This is a genomic window from Methylobacterium sp. A54F (genome assembly GCF_053346035.1).
Window position 1 is genome coordinate 298,115 of sequence record NZ_JBKFBF010000001.1, and the last position, 24,229, is coordinate 322,343.

23 protein-coding genes are annotated in these 24,229 nt (G+C 73.2%); 7 read left to right on the top strand and 16 right to left on the bottom strand.

The features are described from left to right. Positions 1–79 precede the first annotated feature (79 nt). From ACLBXP_RS01475 to ACLBXP_RS01495, 5 genes are all read right to left on the bottom strand, one after another. Complete coding sequence (locus ACLBXP_RS01475) at positions 80–2,575, bottom strand: ATP-binding protein (RefSeq protein ID WP_447665745.1); 2,496 nt, start codon at positions 2,573–2,575, stop codon at positions 80–82. Positions 2,576–2,876: 301 nt separating this feature from the next. Further along, on the bottom strand, positions 2,877–4,277 hold the full coding sequence (gene ahcY / locus ACLBXP_RS01480) for an adenosylhomocysteinase (RefSeq protein WP_447665746.1): 1,401 nt from the start codon (positions 4,275–4,277) through the stop codon (positions 2,877–2,879). A 94-nt stretch (positions 4,278–4,371) separates the two neighbouring features. Continuing rightward, positions 4,372–5,994 carry an AMP-binding protein gene (locus ACLBXP_RS01485; protein WP_447665747.1) on the bottom strand — a complete coding sequence of 541 codons (1,623 nt, stop codon included), beginning with the start codon at positions 5,992–5,994 and terminating at the stop codon, positions 4,372–4,374. Between the two features lie 7 nt (positions 5,995–6,001). After that, complete coding sequence (locus tag ACLBXP_RS01490; protein ID WP_447665748.1) at positions 6,002–6,601, bottom strand: nitroreductase family protein; 600 nt, start codon at positions 6,599–6,601, stop codon at positions 6,002–6,004. 156 nt (positions 6,602–6,757) lie between these two features. After that, a complete protein-coding gene (locus ACLBXP_RS01495) occupies positions 6,758–7,018 on the bottom strand; it encodes a hypothetical protein (protein ID WP_447665749.1) in 261 nt (86 codons plus the stop codon). 72 nt (positions 7,019–7,090) lie between these two features. Here ACLBXP_RS01495 and ACLBXP_RS01500 point away from each other — a divergent pair, with 72 nt between their 5' ends. The 3 genes from ACLBXP_RS01500 (at position 7,091) to ACLBXP_RS01510 (ending at position 9,201) form a co-directional block, all read left to right on the top strand. After that, positions 7,091–7,318, top strand: a complete 228-nt coding sequence (locus ACLBXP_RS01500) for a hypothetical protein (RefSeq protein WP_447665750.1) — start codon at positions 7,091–7,093, stop codon at positions 7,316–7,318. Between the two features lie 91 nt (positions 7,319–7,409). After that, on the top strand, positions 7,410–7,649 hold the full coding sequence (locus tag ACLBXP_RS01505; RefSeq protein ID WP_447665751.1) for a hypothetical protein: 240 nt from the start codon (positions 7,410–7,412) through the stop codon (positions 7,647–7,649). 43 nt (positions 7,650–7,692) lie between these two features. Further along, on the top strand, positions 7,693–9,201 hold the full coding sequence (locus ACLBXP_RS01510) for a DUF6880 family protein (RefSeq protein WP_447665752.1): 1,509 nt from the start codon (positions 7,693–7,695) through the stop codon (positions 9,199–9,201). Here the strand turns inward: ACLBXP_RS01510 and ACLBXP_RS01515 are convergent. Next, positions 9,198–9,560 (bottom strand): DUF427 domain-containing protein, encoded by a 363-nt coding sequence (locus ACLBXP_RS01515; protein WP_447665753.1) that lies wholly within the window; start codon positions 9,558–9,560, stop codon positions 9,198–9,200. The genes ACLBXP_RS01510 and ACLBXP_RS01515 overlap by 4 nt on opposite strands. Next, on the bottom strand, positions 9,557–10,447 hold the full coding sequence (locus tag ACLBXP_RS01520) for a methyltransferase domain-containing protein (protein ID WP_447665754.1): 891 nt from the start codon (positions 10,445–10,447) through the stop codon (positions 9,557–9,559). The genes ACLBXP_RS01515 and ACLBXP_RS01520 overlap by 4 nt, the downstream gene beginning before the upstream one ends. 146 nt (positions 10,448–10,593) lie before the next feature. On the opposite strand from ACLBXP_RS01520, the gene ACLBXP_RS01525 reads away from it, so the two are divergent. Together ACLBXP_RS01525 and ACLBXP_RS01530 are read left to right on the top strand one after the other, a co-directional pair. Beyond that, positions 10,594–10,812, top strand: coding sequence for a hypothetical protein (locus ACLBXP_RS01525; protein ID WP_447665755.1), 219 nt, complete (start codon positions 10,594–10,596; stop codon positions 10,810–10,812). 52 nt (positions 10,813–10,864) lie between these two features. Then, on the top strand, positions 10,865–11,620 hold the full coding sequence (locus ACLBXP_RS01530; protein ID WP_447665756.1) for a ComF family protein: 756 nt from the start codon (positions 10,865–10,867) through the stop codon (positions 11,618–11,620). Positions 11,621–11,632: 12 nt separating this feature from the next. Here the strand turns inward: ACLBXP_RS01530 and ACLBXP_RS01535 are convergent, their stop codons facing one another. The 5 genes from ACLBXP_RS01535 to ileS all read right to left on the bottom strand — a co-directional run bounded on the left by ACLBXP_RS01535 (position 11,633) and on the right by ileS (position 18,954). After that, the gene (locus ACLBXP_RS01535) at positions 11,633–12,925 is read right to left on the bottom strand and encodes a M16 family metallopeptidase (RefSeq protein WP_447665757.1); all 1,293 of its coding nucleotides are present in this window, start codon (positions 12,923–12,925) and stop codon (positions 11,633–11,635) included. A 74-nt stretch (positions 12,926–12,999) separates the two neighbouring features. Further along, positions 13,000–14,397, bottom strand: a complete 1,398-nt coding sequence (locus tag ACLBXP_RS01540; protein WP_447665758.1) for a M16 family metallopeptidase — start codon at positions 14,395–14,397, stop codon at positions 13,000–13,002. 193 nt (positions 14,398–14,590) lie between these two features. Next, the gene (locus tag ACLBXP_RS01545; RefSeq protein WP_447665759.1) at positions 14,591–15,238 is read right to left on the bottom strand and encodes a hypothetical protein; all 648 of its coding nucleotides are present in this window, start codon (positions 15,236–15,238) and stop codon (positions 14,591–14,593) included. Between the two features lie 193 nt (positions 15,239–15,431). Further along, positions 15,432–15,935, bottom strand: coding sequence for a signal peptidase II (lspA, locus tag ACLBXP_RS01550; RefSeq protein WP_447665760.1), 504 nt, complete (start codon positions 15,933–15,935; stop codon positions 15,432–15,434). Between the two features lie 34 nt (positions 15,936–15,969). Then, entirely contained in the window at positions 15,970–18,954 is a 2,985-nt protein-coding gene (gene ileS / locus ACLBXP_RS01555; protein WP_447665761.1) for an isoleucine--tRNA ligase, read from the bottom strand. A 369-nt stretch (positions 18,955–19,323) separates the two neighbouring features. Between ileS and ACLBXP_RS01560 the strand changes: the two genes are divergently transcribed. After that, complete coding sequence (locus ACLBXP_RS01560) at positions 19,324–19,599, top strand: hypothetical protein (protein ID WP_447665762.1); 276 nt, start codon at positions 19,324–19,326, stop codon at positions 19,597–19,599. Here the strand turns inward: ACLBXP_RS01560 and ACLBXP_RS01565 are convergent. From ACLBXP_RS01565 to ACLBXP_RS01580, 4 genes are all read right to left on the bottom strand, one after another. Next, entirely contained in the window at positions 19,587–20,561 is a 975-nt protein-coding gene (locus ACLBXP_RS01565; protein ID WP_447665763.1) for a DMT family transporter, read from the bottom strand. The genes ACLBXP_RS01560 and ACLBXP_RS01565 overlap by 13 nt on opposite strands. A gap of 117 nt (positions 20,562–20,678) precedes the next feature. Then, positions 20,679–21,275, bottom strand: coding sequence for a MarR family winged helix-turn-helix transcriptional regulator (locus ACLBXP_RS01570; RefSeq protein WP_447665764.1), 597 nt, complete (start codon positions 21,273–21,275; stop codon positions 20,679–20,681). Between the two features lie 238 nt (positions 21,276–21,513). Continuing rightward, positions 21,514–21,903: a response regulator gene (locus tag ACLBXP_RS01575; RefSeq protein WP_447665765.1), complete on the bottom strand. Its 390-nt coding sequence runs from the start codon at positions 21,901–21,903 to the stop codon at positions 21,514–21,516. Between the two features lie 120 nt (positions 21,904–22,023). Then, positions 22,024–23,277, bottom strand: coding sequence for an adenosylmethionine--8-amino-7-oxononanoate transaminase (locus tag ACLBXP_RS01580; RefSeq protein WP_447665766.1), 1,254 nt, complete (start codon positions 23,275–23,277; stop codon positions 22,024–22,026). A gap of 166 nt (positions 23,278–23,443) precedes the next feature. On the opposite strand from ACLBXP_RS01580, the gene ACLBXP_RS01585 reads away from it, so the two are divergent. After that, complete coding sequence (locus ACLBXP_RS01585; RefSeq protein ID WP_447665767.1) at positions 23,444–24,229, top strand: lysophospholipid acyltransferase family protein; 786 nt, start codon at positions 23,444–23,446, stop codon at positions 24,227–24,229.

Genomic DNA, 24,229 nt, shown 5'->3' on the forward strand with positions numbered 1-24,229 from the left:
AGCCCGAGCCGGCGCGATCGACCTCACACGATCGCGTGTAGAGGTGGGAGGTTGCCCGCGGGGATTGTGGCGTCCCGGGTCACTCCGCGGCTTCCATCTGCGGCGCGTTGGGATCGACGTGCGGGAAGGTGCAGGTCACGCAGGTGCCGCGGTTGGGCGCCGTCTGCAGCGTGACGCGGCCCCCGTGCAACTCGACGAACGAGCGCACGATCGACAGCCCGAGGCCGACGCCGCGGTGGCGCGTGCCCAAGGTGTGGCTCTCGAAGCGGTCGAACACCCGCGCGGCGACCTCGGGCGGCATGCCGCGGCCCTCGTCGCGCACGGTGAGCACGAGGTCCGTGGCGGTGCGGCGGGCCTGCACCTCGACGCGCTGGCCCGGCGCCGAGAAGCCGACGGCGTTCGAGAGCAGATTGAACAGGACCTGCCGGACGCGCTTGCCGTCCGCCACCACGCTGCCGACGTCGTCGGGCACGTCCAGGGCGAGGGTGACGCCGGATTCGGCGAGACGATCCTCGATGCCGCGCACCGCTGCCTCGATGGTCAGCTGCACGTCGATGGTCTCGCGCTGCAGCTCGAGCGAGCCCGCGTCGATCGAGGCGAGATCGAGGATGTCGTTGATGATGACGAGGAGCGCGCCCGACGAGCGCATGATGTGATCGGAGTACTCGCGCTGGCGCGCGTTGAGGGCGCCGACCGTCTCGTCCCCGAGGAGCTGCGTGAAGCCGATGATGTTGGTGAGCGGCGAGCGCAGCTCGTAGGAGACGTGGTGCACGAAGGTGTCGCGCAGCTGCGCCGCCTTCTCGAGGGCGTCGTTCTTCTCGGTGAGCGCCCGCTCGACGTTGACGCTCGCGGTGACGTCGATGAGGGTCAGCAGGGTGGCGCCCTCGGGCAGGGGCTGGGCCGCGCAGTCGAGCACGGTGCCGTCCACCACTTCGAGGCGGCAGGCGAGCCCGGCGCGGGACTCGAGCCCGACCACCGCCTCGCGGATGTCCTCCCAGGGTTCCTCGGCGGGGGCGAGAGCGCGGCAGGCGGCGACCACGGCCTCGATGCGGGGGCGCGATTCGAGCGTCTCGGGGCCGAGGCGCCACACGGTCGCGAAGGCGCGGTTGGCGAAGGTGAGGCGCCCGTCCGCCCCGAACACCGCCACCGGCTCCTTCAGGGTGTCGAGGGTCTCGGCCTGCACCCGCATCAGGGCGTTGACCCGGGATTCGAGCTTCATCCGGTCCGAGACGTCGTCGAACAGGTAGGTCAGCCCGCCCTGCGGGTTCGGGTCGGCGACGACCCGCAGCGTCCGGCCGTCCGGCAGGTACCACCAGGTCTCCTGCGCCTCCGCGGCGCGGTAGGCGGCGAGCACGCCCTGCTTCCAGGACCTGAAATCGGCCTGCTCGGGCAGCTTGCGCTGGGCCCGCAGGGATTCGAGGATCTCGCCGTCGAGGGGGCGACCGTCCAGGAAGCCGGGATCGAGGTCCCAGAGCTGCCGGTAGGCGGCGTTGTGGAAGATCAGGCGCTGGCGCGCGTCGAACATCGCCACCGCCGTGGGCAGCTGGTCCAGCGTGCGGACGTTCGCGTCCATCTGGCGCTGCAGGTCGGCCCGCACGCTCTCCAGCTCGGACACGTCCACCGCGATGCCGACCCGGCCGTTCTCCTGTGCGGCCTCGGTGACGTCGAGGATGCGGCGCCCGCCCGCGACCACGGCCGAGAGGCGCAGGGTCGCCCGGCTGCCCGCCGCGCGCGGGCCGTCCTCGCGGGCGATCAGGTCCCGGGCCTGCCGGTCGAGGAGCTCGGTACCGGACTGGAGGGCGACCTCGCGGCTCGGCGCCTCGACGGCGGCGACGTAGGCGGTGTTGACCCAGGCAAGGCCGCCATCCCGGTTGCGCCGCCAGACCGGCTGGGGAATCGCGTCGAGGAGGCTCGACAGGGCGGTGAGCCCGCGGCGCGCCTCCTCCAGGGTCTCGCGAAGCTCCGCGATCTCCTGGCGCTCCTCCGTGGTCTCGCGCAGGCGCAGGAGGGCGCGCCCGGCCACCGCCTGTCCCTGCGCCTCGATGCTGCGGCCGGCCTGGCTGCGCAGCGTCAGGCGGAAGCTCGTGCCCCGCGCCCGCAGCGTCTCCACGGCGGTGTCGAGGGCCGCGGCATCCGCCGCAGCGAGCCACGTCCCGAAGGCGAGGACGCGGCGCGCCGCGCCGGCGACGGGCCGCGAGCCCTCCGCCGCGAGGCTCGGGTCGCCCTCGACCACGGGCTCGGTGCGGCCGTCCCAGGTCACGATGACCTGGCGCTCGGCGGCGAGCAGCATCTCGGCGCGGTCGTGCGCTCCGCGTAGCGCACCGAGGGCCGCGGCCTGCTCGCGCTCGCGGCGCGTCCAGCGGGCGCGCTCGTGCAGGTGCAGCAGCGACAGGATGGTGGCGAAGACCGTCAGGCCGATCAGGATCGCGAGGCCCGCGAGGTTGTGCGTCTGCAGCCCGAGGCCCAATGCCCCGGCATCCCCGACCGGGGCCGCCCAGGCCCCGGATGGCCCGGCCGTAGCGACGACGAGAGCGAAGGCGCTGCCCGAAAGGCGCGCCGTCCGTTCGACCCTCATGATCCGTACCGCCTCCACGAATCGTCGATGAGACCAGCGGCTCCGCGAACGCGCCGCGCCACCTCCGCGTCCGCCCGTTCAGGCAGGCCGCGAAGCACCTCATCTGAGGAATCGCCCTACTCTACCGCGGGCCGGAATCGTGTCGGAAGGGGGTTGAGCTTAACAATGGGCATGCACGCGCACGTGGTCGCGTCGCGACACACGGAAGACACAGTTTCGCCCCGTCTGCGGCTGTCCACATGGCAAAAGGCCCGGCACGGGGCCGGGCCTTCGCGGAGTTCGCCGAGCGCCGGGGGGCGGCTCAGTAGCGGTAGTGGTCCGGCTTGAACGGGCCGGCCTCCGGCACGCCGATGTAGGCGGCCTGGTCCGGGCGGAGCTTGGAGAGCTTGGCGCCGATCTTCTCCAGGTGCAGGGCCGCGACCTTCTCGTCGAGGCTCTTGGGCAGGGTGTAGACCTGCCGCTCGTACTTGCCCGGGTTCGTCCAGAGCTCGATCTGGGCCAGCGTCTGGTTGGTGAACGAGGCCGACATCACGAAGGACGGGTGACCCGTGGCGTTGCCGAGGTTCACGAGCCGCCCCTCCGAGAGGAGGATGATGCGGTGGCCGTCGGCGAACTCGATCTCGTCCACCTGCGGCTTGACGTTGGTCCACTTGAGGTTCTTGAGGCCCGCAACCTGGATCTCGTTGTCGAAGTGGCCGATGTTGCAGACGATCGCCCGGTCCTTCATCGCCCGCATGTGATCGAGGGTGATGATGTCCTTGTTGCCGGTCGCGGTCACGAAGATGTCGGCGCGCGGCGCGGCCTCTTCCATGGTGACGACCTCGTAGCCCTCCATGGCGGCCTGGAGCGCGCAGATCGGATCGATCTCGGAGACGAGCACCCGGCAGCCGGCGTGGCGGAGCGAGGAGGCCGAGCCCTTGCCGACGTCGCCGAAGCCCGCGACCATGGCGACCTTGCCGGCCATCATCACGTCGGTGCCGCGACGGATGCCGTCGACGAGCGATTCGCGGCAGCCGTAGAGGTTGTCGAACTTCGACTTCGTCACCGAGTCGTTCACGTTGATCGCCGGGAAGAGCAGCTTGCCCTCCTTGGCGAGGATGTAGAGGCGGTGCACGCCGGTGGTGGTCTCCTCGGAGACGCCCTTGATGGCCTCGGCGAGGCCCGCGAACCAGCCCTTCGGCTTCTCGGTCAGCTTCTTCTTGAGGAGCGCGAAGAAGATCTCCTCCTCTTCCGATCCCGGCTGGTCGAGGAAGGCGGTGTCGCCCTGCTCGGCGCGGAGGCCGAGGTGCACGAACATCGTGGCGTCGCCGCCGTCGTCGAGGATCATGTTCGGCATGCCGCCATCGTGCCAGTCGAACAGGCGCGAGGTGTAGTCCCAGTACTCTTCGAGGGACTCGCCCTTCACGGCGAAGACCGGGATGCCGGCGGCGGCGATGGCCGCGGCGGCGTGGTCCTGCGTCGAGTAGATGTTGCAGGAGACCCAGCGGATGTCGGCCCCGAGGCTCTTCAGGGTCTCGATCAGCACCGCCGTCTGGATCGTCATGTGCAGCGAGCCGGCGATCTTGGCGCCCTTGAGAGGCTGGCGCGCCGCGTATTCCTCGCGCACGGCCATGAGGCCCGGCATCTCGCTCTCGGCGATCGAGATCTCCTTGCGGCCGTAATCGGCCAGCCCGATGTCCCTGACGATGTAGTCCTTAGCCATAACCCGACGCTCCGTCCGTGGAATCCGGGGGAGCCTATAGCAGGCCGGCGAGCCAGGAGCAATCAAGACATAAAGATGTCTTTATGCGTCTTGCTCAGCCCGTCCCGTCCCGGAGAGCCCGGCGGATGATCTTGCCCGTCGTCGTCATCGGCAGGGCATCGCGGAATTCGAGGGAGCGCGGGTATTCGTGGGCGGAGAGATGCGTGCGCCCGAAGGCCAGGATCTCGTCCCGCAGGGCGTCGGACGCCGCGAAGCCCTGCCGCAGCACCACGAAGGCCTTCACGACCTCGGTGCGGAGCGCGTCGGGCTGGCCGACCGCGGCCGCGAGCGCCACCGCGGGGTGGCGCAGCAGGCAATCCTCGATCTCGGTGGGGCCGATGCGGTAGGCCGCGGAGGTGATGAGGTCGTCCTCGCGCCCGACGAAGTGGATGTAGCCGTCGGCATCCCGCCGGGCCTGGTCGCCCGTGAGCATCCAGGCGCCGCGGAACTTCGCCTCCGTGGCCTCGGGCTGGTTCCAGTAGCGCAGGAACATCACGGGGTCGGGACGGGCGACGCAGATCTCGCCCGCCTCGTCCACCGCCGCCTCGCTCCCGTCCGCGCGCAGGATCGCGACGCGATGGCCGGGCACCGGCCGGCCGGTCGAGCCCGCCCGGGCGATCCCGGCGGCCCGGCAGGCGGCGAGCACCAGGTTGCACTCGGTCTGCCCGTAGGCTTCGCCGATGGTGAGGCCGAGGGCGCCCTCGGCCCAGGCGAAGGTCTCGGGGCCGAGGGCCTCGCCGGCCGAGGCGATGTTGCGCAGGGCTGAGAGGTCGAAGCGGGCGCGCGGATCCTGCACCGCGCGCAGCATGCGCAGCGCGGTCGGCGGCAGGAAGGCGTTGGTGACCCTGAGCCGGGCCATCATCGCGAAGGCGTCCTCGGCCTCGAAGCGGGCGGTGCCGCGGGCCACCACCGGCACGCCGAGGAGGAGGCTCGGCATCACCACGTTGAGGAGCCCTCCGGCCCAGGCCCAGTCCGAGGGCGTCCACATCAGGTCGCCGCCCTTCGGCGGGAAGTCGTGCATCATCAGGAAGCCGGGCATGTGGCCGAGGAGGACCCGGTGCCCGTGCAGGGCTCCCTTGGCCTGCCCGGTGGTGCCCGAGGTGTAGATCATCAGGGCCGGGTCGTCGGGGCCGGTCCGCGCGGCCGCGAAGCCGTCCGGGGCCGCGGCGAGGAGGTCGGCGTAGCCGAGGGCACCGTCCGCCGGTCCGCCCTGCGACACGACGAGGCTCAGGTCCAGCAGCCGCGGCCGCAGGGGCGCGAGCTTGGCAAGGCCCGCCGCGTCCGTGACGATGGCCCGCGCACCCGCGTCGGCGAGGCGGTAGGCCAGGGCCTCGGGGCCGAACAGGCCGGCGAGCGGCAGCGCGATCGCCCCGAGCTTGTAGGCGGCGGCATGCGCGACGACGACGGCCGCCGATTGCGGAAGCAGCACCGCCACCCGGTCACCGGGCCGGATGCCCTGCGCGTGGAGCGCGGCCGCCAGCCGATCCGCTTCGGACCGAAGCCGGCCGAAGGTGATGGTCGTGACCGTCCCGTCCGGCCCTTCCTCGAGGATCGCCGGGCGGTCCGGCTCGCGGGCGGCCCAGGCGTCGCAGACCGCGACGCCCATGTTGAACCGGTCCGGGATCTCCCAGGCGAAGCCGCGCCGCAGCGCGTCGTAGTCGCCGGCGGGCCTCAGCACGGGAGGCTCAGGCCGCACGCGGCGGAAACCCGCCCGCATGGACGAAGTCCGTGAGCGGACGGCGGCCGTTCGGAGCCTCGCGGGTGCGCTGCTCCTCCGTCAGGCTCTCGGGCGGGATCGCGCGGCCGACCGCGTAGGCGGCCTCGACCCGGTGGTCCGGCGGCACGTTGAGGACGCCCACCGCCCGCTCGCGGTCGAAGCCCGTCATGCCGTGGGCGTGCCAGCCCTGGCGGATCGCCTGGAGCTGGAAGGCCAGGGAGGCCGCACCCGCATCGAGGGAGTGGCTCCACGAGGGCTTCAGCTCGTCGCCCGCCTTCATCAGGGCGCTCGACACCAGGATGACGATCGCGCCGGTCTCCTTCACCCATTTCTGGTTGCCGGGCACGATGAGGTCGAAGAAGGCGTCCCAGTGGGCATCGCCCCGGAGCGCGTAGAGGAAGCGCCAGGGCTGCGAGTTGTAGGAGGAGGGCGCCCAGCGCGCCGCCTCGAACATCCGCAGCAGTTCCGCCTCAGGCACCGCCTCCCCCGTGAAGGCGCGGGGCGAGCGGCGCTCCAGGAAGAGCGGGTCGATGTCGTGGTCGGGCCGGCGTGGGGTGGGGGCGGTCATCGGAGCCTCCGCGAAGATGTGCAGGATGCCGTTGGGCAAAGCGTCACTGGAAAGGGCGTCATGCGCAATGCACGAGAAGCGCGGCCATTGGCAATTCGGCCGGCGGGACCCTGCTCGGCGCGTCGCGGCAACGGGGCCGATGACGACGGCCGGCCGTCACCGGGGGATCCGTGCCGGCGGCAGCAGCGCGGCATCGGGATCGCGCGGGGGCATCCTGCGGGCGCGCGGTCGTCGCTCCTCGACGACCACGGGCGGCGGGGCGGAGGGCAGGTTCGACGCGAACGGGTTCGGGGGCGTCTCGCGGGGCACGTAGGTCGACGGCAGGCCGACGCTCGCGCCCGGAAAACCCTGGGCCGCGGCCGAATGGGCCGACAGGGCGAGGCCGGCGAGCGCGGCGGCGAGGAGGCGGAGGCGCATGGATGCCCTTCCTTGACGGGTGCGGTCGCGGAGGCAGATAGGGCGCGGGCCGGGATGCGTTGAGGGCGCGAGATGGAACCCCACACCTTCGAGACCGCGGGCGAGCGCTACCGGGTCACCTTCGCGCGGACGGACGAGGGCTGGGTCGCACGGATCGACCGCGCCAGCGACGGCGCCGTGCATCACCTCGCCTTCCCGGACGGCGTCGGCTACGCGGCCGACGACCCGCGTGGATCCATGATCGCGGGCTGCGAGGCCGCCGCGGCCCGCCTGCCCGCGCCGAACCCGACCCGGCACTGAGGGGCCCCGCTGAGGAACCGCCTCGTCCCCCGCGTGTTCGGGCTGGGCAAGAGATCGACGATTGCCGAGATCGAGACAGCGAGGAACGACCATGGCCGAGGTGACCTACAAGATCGTGGAGCACGACGGCGGCTTCGCCTACAAGGTCGGCGACGTGTTCTCCGAGACCTTCCCGAGCCACGACGAGGCGCTCCAGGCCGCGCAGGCGGCGGCCGCCGAGCAGCAGGTACCGGGATCGACCGAGGGCATCCGCTACCAGGACAAGTCCGGCGCCTGGCACGACGAGACCGCGCGCGGCGACGACCGGCCGACCGCCCGGGTCGAGGACTGACGGCGGCCGCTCGGGTCGTCGCGCGAGCGCGGGAGGCGAGGCGATGGCGAGGCGGGCTCCCAGGGCGTCGAGCGAGCCCGCCGCCGCGAAGCCCGCGTCGCCCCGGTCCGAGCTGCCGAAGGGTGCGCGCCGCACCACGCCCTCGCCCGAGACGCTCCAGGCCCTGGGACCGGACCGGCTGATCGGCCTGATTCTCGGCGAGACGGCGCGCAACCCGGCCTTCAAGAAGCTCGTCAGCGCGGCGCTCGCCGCCCTGCAGGGACCGGACGCGGTCGCGGCGATCGTCGACCGGCGCCTCGCCGCGCTCGAAGGGGCGCGGGGCTTCATCGACTGGCAGAAGCGGCGCGCCTTCGCGGCGGATCTCGACGCCACGGTCTCGGTCATCCTGCGGGAGCTGCGCCCGCTCGATCCGGGCGCGGCCTTGGAGCGCCTCCTGCGCTTCCTGCGCGGCTCCGAGGCGGTCCTTGCCCGCGTGGACGACCCGTCCGGCGCCACGCAGGGCCTCTACGAGCGGGCCGCCGACGCCGCCATCGAGATCGCCGCGGCGCTGCCGCCGGAGGAGGCGGAGCGCTTCGCCCTCGGCCTCGTGGCGCCCTTCGCGGCGGATCCGTTCGGGACCTTCGGCCCGCTCCTGCGCGACCTCGTCGGCCGCCTACCCGTCGCGGCGCTGCCCGCGCTCGCCGACGCTCTGGAGCAGGCGGAGCACGTCGCCCCGAAACCGGGCCGCCGCGGGTCCGGGGACTGGCCGGCCGCGGTGCGGCGCCTCGCCTTCCTGCGCGTGCGCCAGGACGTCGCCCGGCGCCGCGGCGACATCGACGCGGTGATCGCCCTCGAACGCTCCCTCCCGCCCGAGCAGCAGGACCGGGCCGGCATGGCCGAGACGCTTCTGGAGGTGGGCCGCGCGGAGGAGGCCCTGGACTGGCTCCGCATGGACGGTCCGCGCGTGGGCACCCGCGCCGACCTGATCGCCGGCGCCTACGACGCCCGACCGCTGGACGGCGGATGGACGGCGCTGGAGGTTCGCGCCCTCGACGCGCTCGACCGTCGGGACGAGGCGCAGACCCTGCGCTGGACGCGCTTTACCGAGACCCTCGATGCGGAGATGCTGCGGGCCTACCTCGCCAAGCTGCCCGACTTCGAGGACGAGGAGGCCCTGTCGCGCGCCCTCGACCACGCCGCGGCCTTCCCCAACCCCCACCGGGCCCTCGCCTTCCTGATCGCCTGGCCGGATCCGGAACGGGCCGCGCAACTCGTGCGGGCGCAGCCCAAGGTCTGGGACGGCGAGCGCTACGCGATCCTCGCCCCGGCCGCGGAGGCCCTGGAGGCCGACCACCCGGACGCGGCCGCGATTCTCTACCGCCGCCTCATCGACGACGTGCTCGGCAAGGGGCGCAGCCAGGCCTACACGCACGCGGCCCGCTACCTGCTGCAGCTCGAACTGCTGGCGCCCGAGCTTCCCCCGGCGGTCCATGATCAGGCCGCCTACCGGGCCGCCCTCCGCAAGGCGCACGGGCGCAAGTACGGCTTCTGGAGCCTCCTGCCGGACGGCTAATCGGTCGTGATCGCATCCACCCGGTCGGGGTAGAAGGCGAGGTGCCCGGCGATCGCTGCGACGGCCGGATAGGGCTCCGTGTAGCTCCAGACCGCATCCGGCCGGCGGACGTCGCCGACCACGAGGTCGAAGTAGGAGGCCTCGCCCTTGTAGGGGCAGTGACTGCTGCGGCGGCTCGGGACGAAGTGCTCCGCCAACCGGGCGTCCGCGCGCGGCACGTAGAGCACGGGCGGATACTGCGCCTCGCGCAGGCTCAGGGCAGCCTCGGTCTCGGCCACCACCGTGCCGGCGAGGATCACCCGCACGCGGCCGCGATGGGGCGTGATGGTGATGGGATGGTCGGGGCCGGGTTCCTTCATGGCGGGGGCTCCTGGGTTGGCCTGATCTCGGTGGTCCCGAGCGCGTCGGCGAGGCGTGCCTGCGCGCTGCCGGGGCGCAGCGGCTTCTGCTGGCTCTCGTGGGGCGCCCAGCCCGAGATCCAGACGATCTCGAAGCTCGCCCGCACGCGTCCGTCCGGGTCCGAGAAGCGCGCGGCGTAGATCTCGGCGGCCCGCAGCAGGGTGGCGCGGCGCAGCGGCGTGCGGCGGCGCTCGGTGAGCGCGTTGGTGAGGCCCATGGCCCGCAGGTCGCGCATCAGCCCGAACGGGTCGGCGTAGCGGACCGTGAGGGTATCGGTGTCCGTCACGGGCAGAGCGAAGCCCGCGCGCTGCAGCAGGGCGCCGATCTCGCGCACCTCCGCGAACGGCGCGACGCGGGGGCTGACCCCGTCCTCCACCTCGGCCTCGGCCTCGGCGAAGCTGCGGCGCAGCTCTGCCAGCGTCCGGCCGCCGAGCAGGCAGCCGATGAACAATCCATCCGGCCGCAGGGTCCGGCGGAGCTGGACGAGGGCGCCGGGGAGGTCGTTGACGCTCTGGAGCGCCAGGAGCGAGACCGCGAGGTCGAAGCTTGCCGGGGCGAAGGGCAGGGCCTCAGGATCGCCCACGACGGTGGCGCCGCCCTCCGCCGTCTCCGGCACGGGCGAGAGCCGCAGCATCGCGCCGATCCGGTCCCCGCTTGCGAGGCGGCGGGCGGCGACAGGGGTCGGCGTCGCGAGGTCGAGGGCGCGCTCGAACCGCCGCAGCACCGCGCCGAGGCGATCCTCGAGGTCGTCGAGGAGCCGGCTGAGGAGGAAGTCGGGGTAGCGGCCGGCCCGCGCCCGGGCGAGGCGGCGCCGGACGAGGGCGGTGTCGAACAGCGGCGTGTCCATGGGTGTGAGATGGCGTGTCCGGCGGGAGTTGCCAGCGCGGCCGCGGCCGCGGCCGATCATCCGCGCCGCGCGATCAAGCTTTCGAGATCGCGGAACGGGACGAGGCCCGCGCCGTTCCTGGTCCACCCTAACAGGAGTGCCAAGCCATGAAGCGCCTCGTCCTCGGTTCCGTCCTGGCCCTCGCGGTCGCCGGCCTCGCCACGGGCGCGGAGGCGAAGGGCTGCATCAAGGGCGCGGTCGTCGGCGGCGTCGCCGGGCACGTCGCCGGGCACCACGGCCTGATCGGCGCCGCGGCCGGCTGCATGATCGGCCGCCACCGCGCCAACAAGCAGGCGGCGCGCGACGCGCAGCCGGCGAGCCGCTGATGCGCTAGACTGCACTCCGCGGGTCGCTTCGCCCGCGGAGGACGATCGTGGGATGCTTCCGGCTCTAGGCTCCGCGCTGCGCGACCTCGGCCGGGCCGTCCTCGGGCTCGTCTATCCCCCGACCTGCTCGGGGTGTGGCGGCGCCACCGCGGATCCCGGCGCGCTCTGCGCCGCCTGCTGGTCCGGCCTGCGCCTGATCGAGGCGCCGCTCTGCCCCCGCTACGGCACGCCCTTCCCGGTCGACCTCGGCCTCGGGCCGCTGCTCTCGCCCCGCGCCATCGCGGAGCCGCCGGTCTTCGGGCGGGCCCGCGCGGTCGCGCTCTACGACGATGTGGGCCGCCGTCTCGTCCATCGCCTGAAGTACGAGGACCGCCTCGACCTCGCGGGCGTGATGGCGCGGATGATGGCGGCGCGCGGGGCGGAGCTGATCGGCGAGGCCGATTGCGTGGTCCCGGTGCCGCTGCACCGCTGGCGCCTGTGGCGGCGCCGCTTCAACCAGGCGGCGCTCCTCGCCCGGCCCATCGCTGCGGGGGCCGGCCTGCCCTTCGAGCCGCGGGCGCTCGCCCGCATCCGCGCGACCCGTTCGCAGGTGGGCCTGAGCCGGCCCGCGCGGGCCGAGAACCTGCAGGGTGCCTTCCGGGTGCCGGAGGCGGCCCGGGCGCGCCTCCAGGGCCGGCGCGTGCTGCTCGTGGACGACGTCACCACCACGGGCGCCACCGGGAACGCCGCCGCGCGCGCGCTCTTGCGCGGGGGCGCGGCCTCGGTCGATCTCCTGACCTTCGCGCTGGTGGCGTCGGATGGCTCGTAGGGAGTTACCCCGTCAGAAGTCCGTCGGCCGGCCCGCGGCCACCACCAGCATGCGGCCGTCCGCGAAGGTGCGGCCGGCGGCCCGGCGGATGTCCGCCTGCGTCACCGCCGAGACCATCGCGTTGCGCCGGGCGATGTAGTCCATGCCGAGGCCCTCGAAGGCGATCTGCACGAGCTGGTGGGCGATCTTCGTCGAGGTGTCGAAGCCGAGCGCGTAGGAGCCGGTGAGGTAGTCCTTGGCCTTCTGCAGCTCGTCGTCGGAGGGCCCTTCGGTGATCAGGCGGCCGATCTCGTCGCCGATCACCGAGAGCGCCTCGGCGACGCGCTCGTTCTTGGTGGCCGTGTAGCCCCAGGTCATCGCGGCGGCCCGGTGGCTCACCAGCGAAGTGCCGACCGAGTAGGCGAGGCCGCGCTTCTCGCGCACCTCCTGGAACAGGCGGGACGTGAAGGCGCCGCCGCCCAGGATGTGGTTCAGCACGTAGGCCGGGATGAAGTCCGGGTCGCGCCAGGGGACGCCGGCCATGCCGAAGCGGATCACCGATTGCGGCACGTCGAGGTCGACCACGACGCGCCGGCCGAGGTCCTGCACCGTGGTCTGCGGCACGGCCTTCAGGGGGCCCGCCTCCGGCAGGGTCCCGAAGGCGCGGTTGAGGCTCTCGGCGAGGCGGTCCGCCTCGATGGCACCCACCGCGGCGATCTTCACGCCGCCGCGGCCGATCACCCGGGCGTGCATCGCCAGCAGGTCGTCGCGGGTGATCGCCGCGACGCTCTCCAGGGTGCCCGACGAGGGACGGCCGTAGGGGTGGCTCGGGAAGGCTTCCCGGAAGAAGCGGCGCGAGGCCATCACGCCGGGGTCGTTCTGCTGGTAGCGCAGGCCCGCGATCACCTGGGCGCGCACGCGCTCGATGGCGTCGGGGTCGAAGCGGGGCTTGGCGAGCGCCAGGGCCAGGAGTTCGATCGCCTCGTCGGTGTGCTTCACCAGGGTCTTGAGCGAGCCCCCGACGGCGTCCGGGCCGGCATGGAACGACAGCTCGATGGCCCGCGCGGCGAGCCGCTCCTGGAAGGCGTCCGAGCCGAGATCCCCGGCGCCCTCGTCGAGGAGGCGCGCCAGCATCTGGGCGCAGCCCGCCTTGCCCTCGGGGTCCTGGGCCGCGCCGCCCTCGAAGGTGAAGGCAAAGGCCACCATCGGCACCACGGGCGAGGCGACGTGCCACGCCTCGACGCCGGCCGCCGTCGCGACGGGCTCCGCCTGGGCCGGGGTGGTGGAGCGGCTGGCCGTGTCAGCCAGGTTCAGGGCCGCGTTCATGGGAACCTCGTTGTTCTTGGTGTCGGCGCGCCCGCGCGGGTGGCGGCGCGCCGGGACGGGCGGCAGGCGGCGCCTTACTCGGCGGCCACCGCCACGGCGGCGTCGGGGTCGCGGGCCTTGAGGAGGTAGCCGGTCACCGAGCGGGCCGGCGTCAGCCAGCGCTCGGCCGACTGCGCGAGCCGGTCACGGGTCACGCCCTCGATGTCGGCGGGCCAGCGGCGGACCTCCTCGATCGTCTCGCCGATGGCGAGCGCCGAGCCGTAGATGCGCGCGAGCGAGGACTGGCTGTCGGAGGAGTAGACGGTCTCGGCCACGAGCCGGGTCTTGGCCCGCTCGATCGCCTCGGCGTCGAGGGCCTCGGCGGGGGCGCGGCGCAGCACGCGGTCGACCTCGTCCTCCAGGCGCTCCAGGCTGACGCCCTCGGCCGGCACCGCGTAGACGGAGAAGCGGGTGTCGTCGATCGCCGAGCCCATGTACCAGGCGCCCGCGTTCACGGCGAGGCCGCTCTCCAGGACGAGCTTGCGGTACAGGTAGGAGGTGGCGCCGCCGCCGAGCACCTCGGCGAGCAGCTCCAGCGCGTGGCAGCCGCCGTCGCGGGCGGTGATGCAGGAGGGCGTCAGGTAGAGGCGCTGCAGCGTCGGCTGCTCGACCTTGGGGTCGGCCACGGCGAGGCGGCGCAGCGCCTTCGGCTCGGGCTCTCGGGCCCGCACCCGGACGGGCCGGGCGCCCTGGGGCGTGACGCGGCCGTAGGTGGCCTCGGCGAGGCGGCGCACCTCGTCCGGCGTCACGTCGCCGGCCACCACGAGGATCGCGTTCTCGGGCGTGTAGAAGCGCTTGTAGTAGTCGAGGGCGTGGGTGCGGTTCAGCTCCTCGATCTCGTGCATCCAGCCGATGATCGGGATGCCGTAGGGGTGATGGACGAAGAGGGACGCCGCCATCGCCTCGGAAAGCTGCGCGGACGGGTCGGTCTCGACCCGCATGCGGCGCTCCTCCAGCACCACGTCGCGCTCGGGATGCACCACGGCGTCGTCGAGGACGAGGCCGGTCATGCGGTCGGCCTCGAACTCCATCATGGTCTTCAGATGGTCGCGGGCCACGCGCTGGAAGTAGGCGGTGTAGTCGTAGCTCGTGAAGGCGTTCTCCTGGCCGCCGAGGCCCGAGACCGCCTTCGAGAAGGCGCCGACCGGATGGCTCTCCGTGCCCTTGAACATCAGGTGCTCGAGGAAGTGGGCGATGCCCGACTGGCCGAGCGGATCGTCGGCCGAGCCGTTGCGGTACCAGATCATGTGGGTCACGACCGGCGCCCGGTGGTCGGGCACGACGACGACGTCGAGGCCGTTGTCGAGGGTGAAGGCCGTGACCTCCGGGCCCCCCGCCTCGGAGCGCCCGAACGGCGCCGCCTCCGCGCGGCCGGCGGCCGCGAGCCGAGGGCTCGGGAAGAGGGCGGGCGTGGCCTTCCTGAACAGGTGCATTCCGACTTCCTTCGTGCGGTCCCTACGGACCGTGCGGCCCTGAGGACCGTGCGGTCCTCGGGGACCGGGCGGCCCTGGCGGACCGCCGTTTCGGGTTCGTCCGGCGCCCGGGACTCATGGAGAACCCATGAGCCGGGAGCCGCGCGGCAAATCTCGTACCGGCGGCCGCGCCGCCGCGATCAGGAGCGGCGCGTCAGCGGTACTGGCCCCGCATGTAGGCACCCGGATCGGATTCTTCCCGCTCGCGGCTCGCATTGTTGATCGGGTCGCTGTTCGTCGTGACCACCTTGCGGGGGGCCTTGCGGTAGCCGGTGGGCGGATCGGTCAGGGTGTCGCGGGACGGCTCGGCGAGGGTCGGCTCGGCCTTCTCCTGGCCGACGCCGCGCATCAGTTCGAGCGGGTTCACCCAGAAGGAATCCCGGTTGTTGTCGCCGGGCTTGCGCTCGACCTCGGTGGGAACCTGCGCGTCGGCGCGGCGGCCCGCGCGCATCTCGTCGATCGAGGCGGTGGCGTTGTTGTCGTTGTAGCGGCCCTGCATCTGGTTGCCGCGGGGCTTGCGGCGCTCCTCCTCGTCCCGCTGGCGCTGGACCACCTCGGGCTCCTTCGGCCAGGACGGGTTGGCGTTGGAGGCGCGCGGGGCCGGCAGGTGCCGGCCGTCGAGCTTCGGCGGCATCACGAGCGGCGGGCGCTCGCGGTAGTCGATCGGCGCCTTCTCCTTCTCGATCAGGCCGAGGGTGCCGAGCGTGTCCCGCATCAGCTCGCCGCGCTGCTGCGCCGAGGCGCCGCCCGCGACGGAAAGGCCTGCGACGACGGAGAGGAGGATCCCGCGATACCCGATCATGCTGCCCCACAGGTTGGCCGGCTGCCCCGAACCCGCCCGTGCGGGTTCCGGAGCGGTCGCACGGCAGGCGACCTGATCCGACCCCTTCGGCCTGATCCCGGTTTCCGGCGATCGTATGGCGCCTTGGCCACACCATGCCAGACGCTCCGGACGACCGGGCGCCGATGTGGTTTACGGATCACATGCGGTCCACTCAAGCCGGGGGGCTCGCGCCGTCCATCTCCGCCCGGCTCCGCTCGGGCAGGATGCTGTCGAGGATCAGGCCGACCACGCCCGCGACGATCGCCGCGTCCGCCACGTTGAAGACGTACCAGGACCACGTCCCGGCATGGAGGTGGACGAAGTCGAACACCGCCCCGTACGCCGCCCGGTCGACGGCGTTGCCGAGCGCCCCCCCGACGATGAGGCCGAGGGCGAGGCCGAGGAGCCGCGTGCGGGCGCGCCGCATCCACAGCCAGAGCCCGAGGCTCGCGGCAAGCGACAGGGCGACCAGCAGCCAGCGGCCGAGCCCGCCCTCCTGCTGGAACAGGCCGTAGGAGACGCCCCGGTTCCAGACCACGACGATGTCGAGGAAGGGACCGATCCGCCAGGGCTGCGTCAGCACCAGGTCGGTGCCGAAGTAGAGCCAGAGCTTCGACGCCTGGTCGAGGACGAGGGTGGCGAGGAGGCCGGCGAGGCCGAGGCGGGCGGGGCTCATGCGGCAGCGCTCCCGCCCGCGGCGCTCGGCAGGCTCACGCCGCGCTCGCCCGGCCCTGCGCGGCATCCCATTCCCGCAGGGCCCGGGCGTCGCGGGGCGTCACCTCCGGGTACTCGGGATCGGAGCCGACCTCCGGCGAGACGCGCCAGGAGCGGGCGCACTTGTGCCCCTCGGCGAGCGCCGGCACCACGGCGACGCCGCGCACCTCGTCGAGCCGGAAGGCCTCGGCCGGACCCTCGCCGGAGACGATCCGGATGCCCGAGGTGATGCAGACCTCCGCGAAATCGACGCCGTCGAGGGCGCCGAGCAGCTCCGGGTCGGCCACGTGGACCACCGGTGCCGCCTCCAGGCTCGCGCCGATCCGCTTCTGCGCCCGCTCGATCTCCAGGGCGCCTGTCACCACCCGGCGTACCCGACGGATCCGCTGCCAGCGCGCCGCCAGGGCGTCGTCCTGCCACGCGGCGGGGGTGTCCGGCAGGGTCTGGAGGTGCACCGAGCCGTCCTCGGACGGGTAGCGGTCGAGCCAGGCCTCCTCGGCCGTGAAGGCCAGCACCGGCGCGAGCCAGATCGTGCAGCGCCGGAAGGTCTCGTCGATGACCTGGAGCGCGGCGCGGCGGGTCCGCGACGAGATGGGATCGCAGTAGAGCGCGTCCTTGCGGACGTCGAAGTAGAAGGCGGAGAGGTCGCCCGTCATGAAGCCGTTGAGGAGCGCCACCACGCGCTTGGTGTCGAAGGTCCGGTAGGCCTCGCGGATCTCGCCGTCGAGCTCGGCGAGGCGGTGCAGGATCAGCCGCTCCAACTCGGGCATCTCCCCGAACGGCACGTCGTCCCCGGCCTCGCGGTGGGCGAGCGACCCGAGCATCCAGCGGAGCGAGTTGCGCAGCTTGCGGTAGGTCTCCGCGAAGGTCTTGATGATCTCCGGGCCGATGCGCAGGTCGTCGGTGTAGTCCGAGGCCGCCACCCACAGGCGCAGGATGTCGGCGCCCGAATCCTTGATGACGTTCTGGGGCGCGACGACGTTGCCGCGCGACTTCGACATCTTCAGGCCCTTCGGGTCGAGGACGAAGCCGTGCGTCAGCACGATGTCGTAGGGCGCGCGGCCGCGGGTGCCGGCGGATTCGAGGAGCGAGGACTGGAACCAGCCGCGGTGCTGGTCGGAGCCTTCGAGGTACATCACCGTGTCGGTGCCGCCGTCCCGCCGGCGCCGCACGCCGGCGAGCCCCGGGAAGGCCTCGGGATCGTCGAGCACGAAGGCGTGGGTCGAGCCGGAATCGAACCAGACGTCGAGGACGTCCGTCACCTTCTCGTAATCGGCCGGATCGTGCTCGGGGGCGAGGAAGCGGGCGCCGTCCGCGTCCGTGAACCAGGCATCCGCTCCCTCCGCCTCGAAGGCTGCGGATATGCGGGCGTTCACGGCCTCGTCGCGCAGCACCTCGCCGGTGGCGCGGTTCACGAACACGGTGATGGGCACGCCCCAGGCGCGCTGGCGCGAGACCACCCAGTCGGGCCGGTTCTCGACCATGCCGTTGATGCGGTTGCGGCCCTGCGGCGGCACCCACTGGGTGTCGGCGATGGCCCGCAGGGCGACCTCGCGGAGCGTCTCGTTTCCGAGCGCGGCCACCGGCCTATCGAGGGCGATGAACCACTGGGGCGTGTTGCGGAAGATCACCGGCTTCTTGGAACGCCAGGAATGCGGGTAGCTGTGGCGCAGCACGCCCCGCGCGATGAGCGCGCCGGCCTCGGTGAGCGCGGCGATCACCGCCTTGTTGGCGTCGCCCTTCTCGCCCTTGTGGTTAAGAACCCGTTTTCCCGTGAAACCGGGGGCTTCCTCGGTCAGGACCGAATCGGCATCGACCGTGTAGGGGATGCGGGTCTCGATGCCGCGGCCGGCGAGCAGGCGGCCGTTGGCCATCCACAGCTCGAAATCCTCGCGCCCATGGCTCGGCGCCGTGTGCACGAAGCCGGTGCCGGCCTCCTCGGTGACGTGCTCGCCGTCAAGGAGCGGAACCAGGAATTCGTAGCCGGCAACATGGCCTGCCAGCGGGTGCGACAGCGTGAGGCCCGCGAGCTCGGCCGGCGCCACGTCGCGCACGCGCTCGTAGGCCTCGACGCGCGCGGCCGAGAACACGCCGGCGGCCAGCGTGTCCGCCAGGATGTAGAGCTCGCCGGGCTTCGCCCAGTTCTCTTCGGGCGCCGCAGTGATCCGGTAGAGGCCGTAGGCGACGCGTTTGCCGTAGGCCACCGCCCGGTTGCCGGGGATCGTCCAGGGCGTGGTGGTCCAGATCACCACCCGCGCGCCATCGAGGTCCCCGGTCGCCCCCTCGCGGATCGGGAAGGCCGCGAAGATCGTGTCGCTGACGTGCTCCTCGTACTCGACCTCGGCCTCGGCGAGGGCCGTCTTCTCGACGACCGACCACATCACCGGCTTCGAGCCGCGGTAGAGCTGCCCCGTCTCTGCGAAGCGCATCAGCTCGCGGGCGATGGCCGCCTCGGCGCGGTAGGCCATGGTCGCGTAGGGATGGTCCCAATCGCCCGTGACGCCGAGCCGCTTGAACTCCTCGCGCTGCACCTCGAGCCACCCGGCCGCGAAGCTCCGGCACTCCTGCCGGAACTCGATGACGGGCACGTCGTCCTTGTTGCGGCCCTTGGCGCGGTACTGCTCCTCGATCTTCCACTCGATCGGCAGGCCGTGGCAGTCCCAGCCCGGCACGTAGTTGGCGTCCTGGCCGAGCGCGCCCTGGCAGCGGACGATCACGTCCTTGAGGATCTTGTTCAGCGCGGTGCCGATGTGGATGTTGCCGTTCGCGTAGGGCGGCCCGTCATGCAGGACGAATTTCGGCCGGCCGGCGGCCGCGGCGCGGATGCGGCCGTAGAGGTCGGTGCGGGCCCAGCGCTCCAGGAGCAGCGGCTCCCGCACGGGCAGGCCGGCGCGCATCGGGAACTCGGTGCGGGGCAGGAACAGGGTCTGCGAGTAGTCGCGGGGCGCCGGGGCCTCGGTCGCAGCAGGGGCGTCGCTCATCGGGAACGTCTCGGAATCGGGCAGGACGGGCCGGGCCCGGATCAGGGCCGGCGGATTCGGGGCTTAAGCGCACCCGGCCCCTGCGCGGCCGCGCGCGGGCGCGGCGCTCACGCGGAGGCCGGGCTCGTAATTCGGCGGGCGCGGCCGGGGCCGCGCGGATCGCAGGACGCGCGCATGGGGGCGCTTCTAAGCCGGATTCCCGAAGCTGTCACACGATTTGCGCGCGGCGCGGGCCCGGGGCGGCGCTGCGCGATTACCACGGGCGGCGAAAGGTTCGTTGCCGATGACACCTTTTCCAAGCTCGGCCGTTGTGGGCAGTGAACCCCCGCCCTTCCGCGGGGGACGCAACGAGACCGAGGATCCCGCCCGATGAAACGCGTTCTCTTCGCCGCCGCCCTGGCGCTGTCCGCCCTCACCCTCACCGGCGCCGCCCAGGCGCAGGGCCTCGTGCGCGGCGCCGAGCGCGGCGCCAACGAGGGCAACCGCGTCGGCGGCCCGGTGGGCGGCATCGTGGGCGGGGCGGTGGGCGGCGCCGTCGGCACCGTCAACGGCGCCCTCGGGATCGATCCGGGCCGCCGCGCCTACCGCACCGACCTGCGCTCGCGCCGGGCCTACCGCCACCACCGCCGGCATCACCGCCGCTGAGGCGGGGCCGGGCGCGGCCCTCCCGGCGGGGGCCGCGTCCGGCGCAGGGCATCGAGGGCGAGGAGGTAAAGGCCGGAGGCCACGATGATCGCCGCGCCGACCAGGGTCCAGCGGCTCGGCACGTCCCCGAACAGCCCGTAGCCGAGCAGCACCGACCACAGCAGCTGCGTGTAGATGAAGGGCGCCAGGGTGCTGGCCGGCGCCCGCGCGTGGGCCAGCGTCAGCAGCCAGTGGCCGACCGTGCCGAACAGGCCGACGCCGACGAGGAGCGCCCAGGCGAGCGCCCCCGGCGGGCTCGTCCAGATCCAGGGCAGGAGCGGCGCCATCAGGGCGAGGCCCGAGAGGCCCGAGTAGAACATCGTCGTCGCCGTCGAGTCGTAGGCGGCGAGCTTGCGCGTCGCGAGGATGTAGAGGGCGTAGCAGAGCATGTTGGCGAGGCTGAACAGCACCGCCGGATGCACGGTGCCGAGGCCCGGCCGCACGATCACCAGCACGCCGAGGAAGCCGACGCCGATCACCGCGAGGCGGTGGCGCGAGGACCACTCGCCGAGGAAGGGCCCGGCGAGGAGCGCCACGGTGAGCGGCGCGGCGAACTGGATCGAGAGCGTCTCGGCGAGCTGCAGGTGGCGCAACGCCAGGAAGTTGAAGGCGGTGGAGCCGAACAGGAGGAGCGAGCGCACCACCTGCAGGAGGGGGCGGCGGGTCCGCGAGACGCCGGGCGTCGTCACCGGGTTCACGAAGACCGAGATCGCCGCGACGCTCACCGCGTAGCGCATGAACGTCGTCAGCAGCGGGTCGACGCCGGCCCGCGCCAGGGTTTTTCCCGAGGCGTCGAGGCAGGCGAAGAACGCCACCGCCCCGCACATCAGGGCCGTGCCGATGAGCCGCTGCCGGCCGCGCGCGGCGGTCGCGGCCTCCGTCTCCGCCGGGCCAGGCGTCGTCGCGGCCTGTGGCTTGGTCACCGTTCCGAATCGTTTCCTGCGCGCCGGGTTGCGTGCGCGTCCTAGCCCCTTTGGCACCCGCGCAGCTAGCGCGCGGGCACGGGGCCAGGGCTGCAAACCGGGCGGGCCGTGCGCGGTCTAGATCGGCCGAGCAGCGGCGTCCCCGAGGCGGGGCGGCACCAGGAGCGCCTCGGCCTCGTCCTCGTCGGCCTCGATCTCCGCGTCGGCCTCGGGCTCGTGGCCGGCGGCGTCGGCGAGACTGCGGGCGGCGCGGCGCAGGAGCTTGCGCAGGCGGCGGCGCTCCTTGCCGTCGAAGCCGTCGAGGAGCTCGGCCTCGACGTCGTCCCAGATCCGCTCGATCGCCTCGGCCTTGGCGAGGCCGGTCTCGGTGAGGCGCACCCGCACGATGCGGCCGTCCCCCGCCTCGGCGCGGCGCTCCACGAAGCCGAGCGCGGCGAGGCGCGAGATGGTCTTCGAGGCGGTGGGCGGGCGCACGCGCAGGGTCGCGGCGAGGTCCCCCATCGTCATCGTGCCGGCCACCGCCAGCGCCTGCACCACCTGCTCCTGGCCGGCGAAGAGGTTGAGGCTGGCGAGCCGGTCGCCGACGCGGGCGCGGTGGAGGCGGGCGGCCTGCACGAGGGCCCAGCCGACGCTCTTCGCGCCCGGCGGGCGGATGCGCTTGCCCGTCCGGGCCTCGCCGTCCCGCGCCTGCTTCGCCTTGCCGTTCGCCGCCATGCTCAGACTGTCGTCGCTCGAGGAGGGCGATTCGTCCGCCGCAGACATCTGTGCACCCCTCAAACGCCGCCACCAAGGCCGGACTCCGCGGGGACACCCGCGAGCCGGAACACCCGGCGCCGGGTGTCCCGGCGCGCAGGCTCCCTGGCATGTGAAGCGAACGTGTGAAGCTGCGATGACAACCGGTGCGGGCGTGGGCGCACCGGACCTTCGAGGCGGCGCCCGCGCCGCGCAGCCCTTAGCAGGGCATCAGGCGGCGGAGCTGGTCGAGGATCTCCTCGCCGCTGCAGGGGCGGGCGATGAAGTGGGCGCCCGCCGGCATCCGGTCGGGATCGGGCGAGGCGCGGCCGGAGACGATGACGATGGGCAATTGCGGGCGCGCCTCCGCGACGGAGTTCGCGAGATCGAAGCCGTTGGTCTTGCCCGAGAGCTCGACGTCGGTGACGAGGCCGCAGATGTCGGGTCGGGCCTGGAGGATGCTGAGCGCCCGCTCGGCCGAGGCGCACTGCACGGTCTCGTAGCCGCCGTCCTCGAGCACGTCGCCGAGGTCCATGATGGTCAGCGCCTCGTCCTCGACGAGGAGGATCACCGGGCGGTCGTCCGCGGGGCTGGTCTGCTCGCTCGTCACGCTGTGCGTCCTCCAGTGGGTGTCGGCCGGCCGGATCGGGCGGTCACGATCCTGGCATGAAAGGCCGCCGGAACCCAACCCGGGAGAGCGCACGGAGTTGCACGCGTCCCACCGGGCGTCTCACCATGTCGCGGCGCCGCGCGCGACCTCCACCACGGCCTCGATCAGCCGGTCGAGGTCGCCTGCCGCGATGGTGAGGGCGGGCGTGAGGTAGAGCACGTCCCCGAAGGGACGCACCCAGACGCCGCGGGCCAGCAGCGCCCGCTTCAGCCCCGGCAGGTCCGGGGCCCGGGCGAACTGCACGGCGCCGATCGCGCCCAGCACCCGCACGTCCGCGATGCCGGGGTGCCCACGCAACGGGCCGAGCCCCTCGGCGAGGCGGCCGCCGATGGCGCGGGCCTGCGCGAGGCGGGGCTCGGCCTCGAACAGGTCGAGGCTCGCGTTGGCGGCCGCGCAGGCGAGGGGGTTCGCCATGAAGGTCGGCCCGTGCATCAGCGCCGCGGCCGGATCCTCGGACAGGAAGCCCTCGAAGACCGCACGGCTCGCCACCGTGGCGGCGAGCGCCATCGTGCCGCCGGTGAGCGCCTTCGACAGGCAGAGGATGTCCGGCACGATGCCGGCCTGCTCGCAGGCGAACAGGGTGCCGGTGCGGCCGAACCCGGTGAAGATCTCGTCGCAGATCAGCGGCAGGCCGTGCCGGCGGGCGAGGCGGGCGACGGCGGCCAGCACCTCCGGCGCGTGCATCCGCATCCCCCCCGCCCCCTGCACCAGGGGCTCCACGATCACCGCCGCGAGGGTCTCGCGGTGGGCGGCGAGCGCCGCGTCGAGCGCGGCCTCCTGCGCGGGCGTCCGGGGCAGGTCGCAGAAGACCTGGGCCGGCAGGTAGGCGCCGAAGCGGCGGTGCATGCCCTCCTCGGGGTCGCAGACCGACATCGCCCCCATCGTGTCGCCATGGTAGCCGTCCCGGAACGCGAGGATCCGGGTCCGGCCCGGCACCCCCCGGTTCAGCCAGAGTTGCGCGGCCATCTTCAGCGCGACCTCGACGGCGACCGAGCCGGAATCGGTGAGGAAGACGTGGTCGAGATCGCCCGGCAGCGCCGCGGCGAGGCGCGCCGCGAGGCGCTCGGCCGGCGCATGGGTCAGGCCGCCGAACATCACGTGGGGCATGCGCCCGAGCTGGTCGGCGACCGCTCCGGCGATGTGGGGATGGTTGTAGCCGTGCACCGCCGTCCACCACGAGGCGATGCCGTCGATCAGTTCCCGCCCGTCGGCGAGCACGATGCGGCTGCCGCGCGTGGCCACGGCCTCCAGGGGCGGCTCGGCCGTGCGCATCTGCGTGTAGGGCCGCCAGAGGGTCTGCGGGGGCGCGGACATGCGGAGGGAATGAGCGGCCGGGCGATGGCGGTCAAGGAGGGCGCGGCTCCCCGGGTGGTCTCGTGCCCGCGGCCGCGCTTCCTGCCGGCCCCGAGTTGTGACCGGCCCCGCCCGCGGGCTAAAGGAGCCCCGCGCGCCGAACCTTGCGCGCGGGACCCGGGACCCGATGCTCGCCCTCCGCTCCGCCGCCTTCAACGTCTGCTTCTACCTCGCCACCACCCTGATCGCCGCCGGCGGCCTGCCCTGGCTGGTCACCGAGCGGGGCGTGCTGCGGGTCGCCCGGGTCTGGGGGCGCGCCTCGCTCTGGCTGCTGCGGGTCGTCGGCGGCCTGCGGGTGGAGTTCCGGGGGCTCGAGAACGTGCCGCCCGGGCCGCTCCTCGTCGCGGCCAAGCATCAATCCGCCCTGGAGACCCTGGCGCTCTGCACGGTCTTCCCGGATTTCGCCTACATCCTGAAGCGCGAACTGCTCTTCATCCCGCTCATCGGCTGGTACTTCTCCCGCGGCGGCATGGTGGCGATCGACCGGACCAAGGGCACCCGCGCCATGGCGGTGATGAACCAGGCCGCGAAGGCCGCCACCGCGGACGGGCGCCAGCTGATCATCTTCCCCGAGGGCACCCGGCGCCCGGCGGGGGCGCCCCCCGCCTACAAGCAGGGCCTGTCACACCTCTACGTCGCCCTCGGCGTTCCCTGCCTGCCGGTCGCCCTGAACACCGGCCTCTACTGGCCGCGCCGCAGCCTGATGCGCCGGCCGGGCACCGCGGTCATCGAGTTCCTGCCGGCCATCGCGCCGGGCCTCGACCGCACCGCCTTCCTGAGGCTCGTGGAGGCGCGCATCGAAGCCGCGTCCGACGCGCTCCTGGCCAGCGGCCGGGCCGACCTCGCGGCCCACGGACAGGCGCAGCCGGCGCCGGAGGCGGCTCCGACCCCCGACCCCGAGCGACTCCTGTAG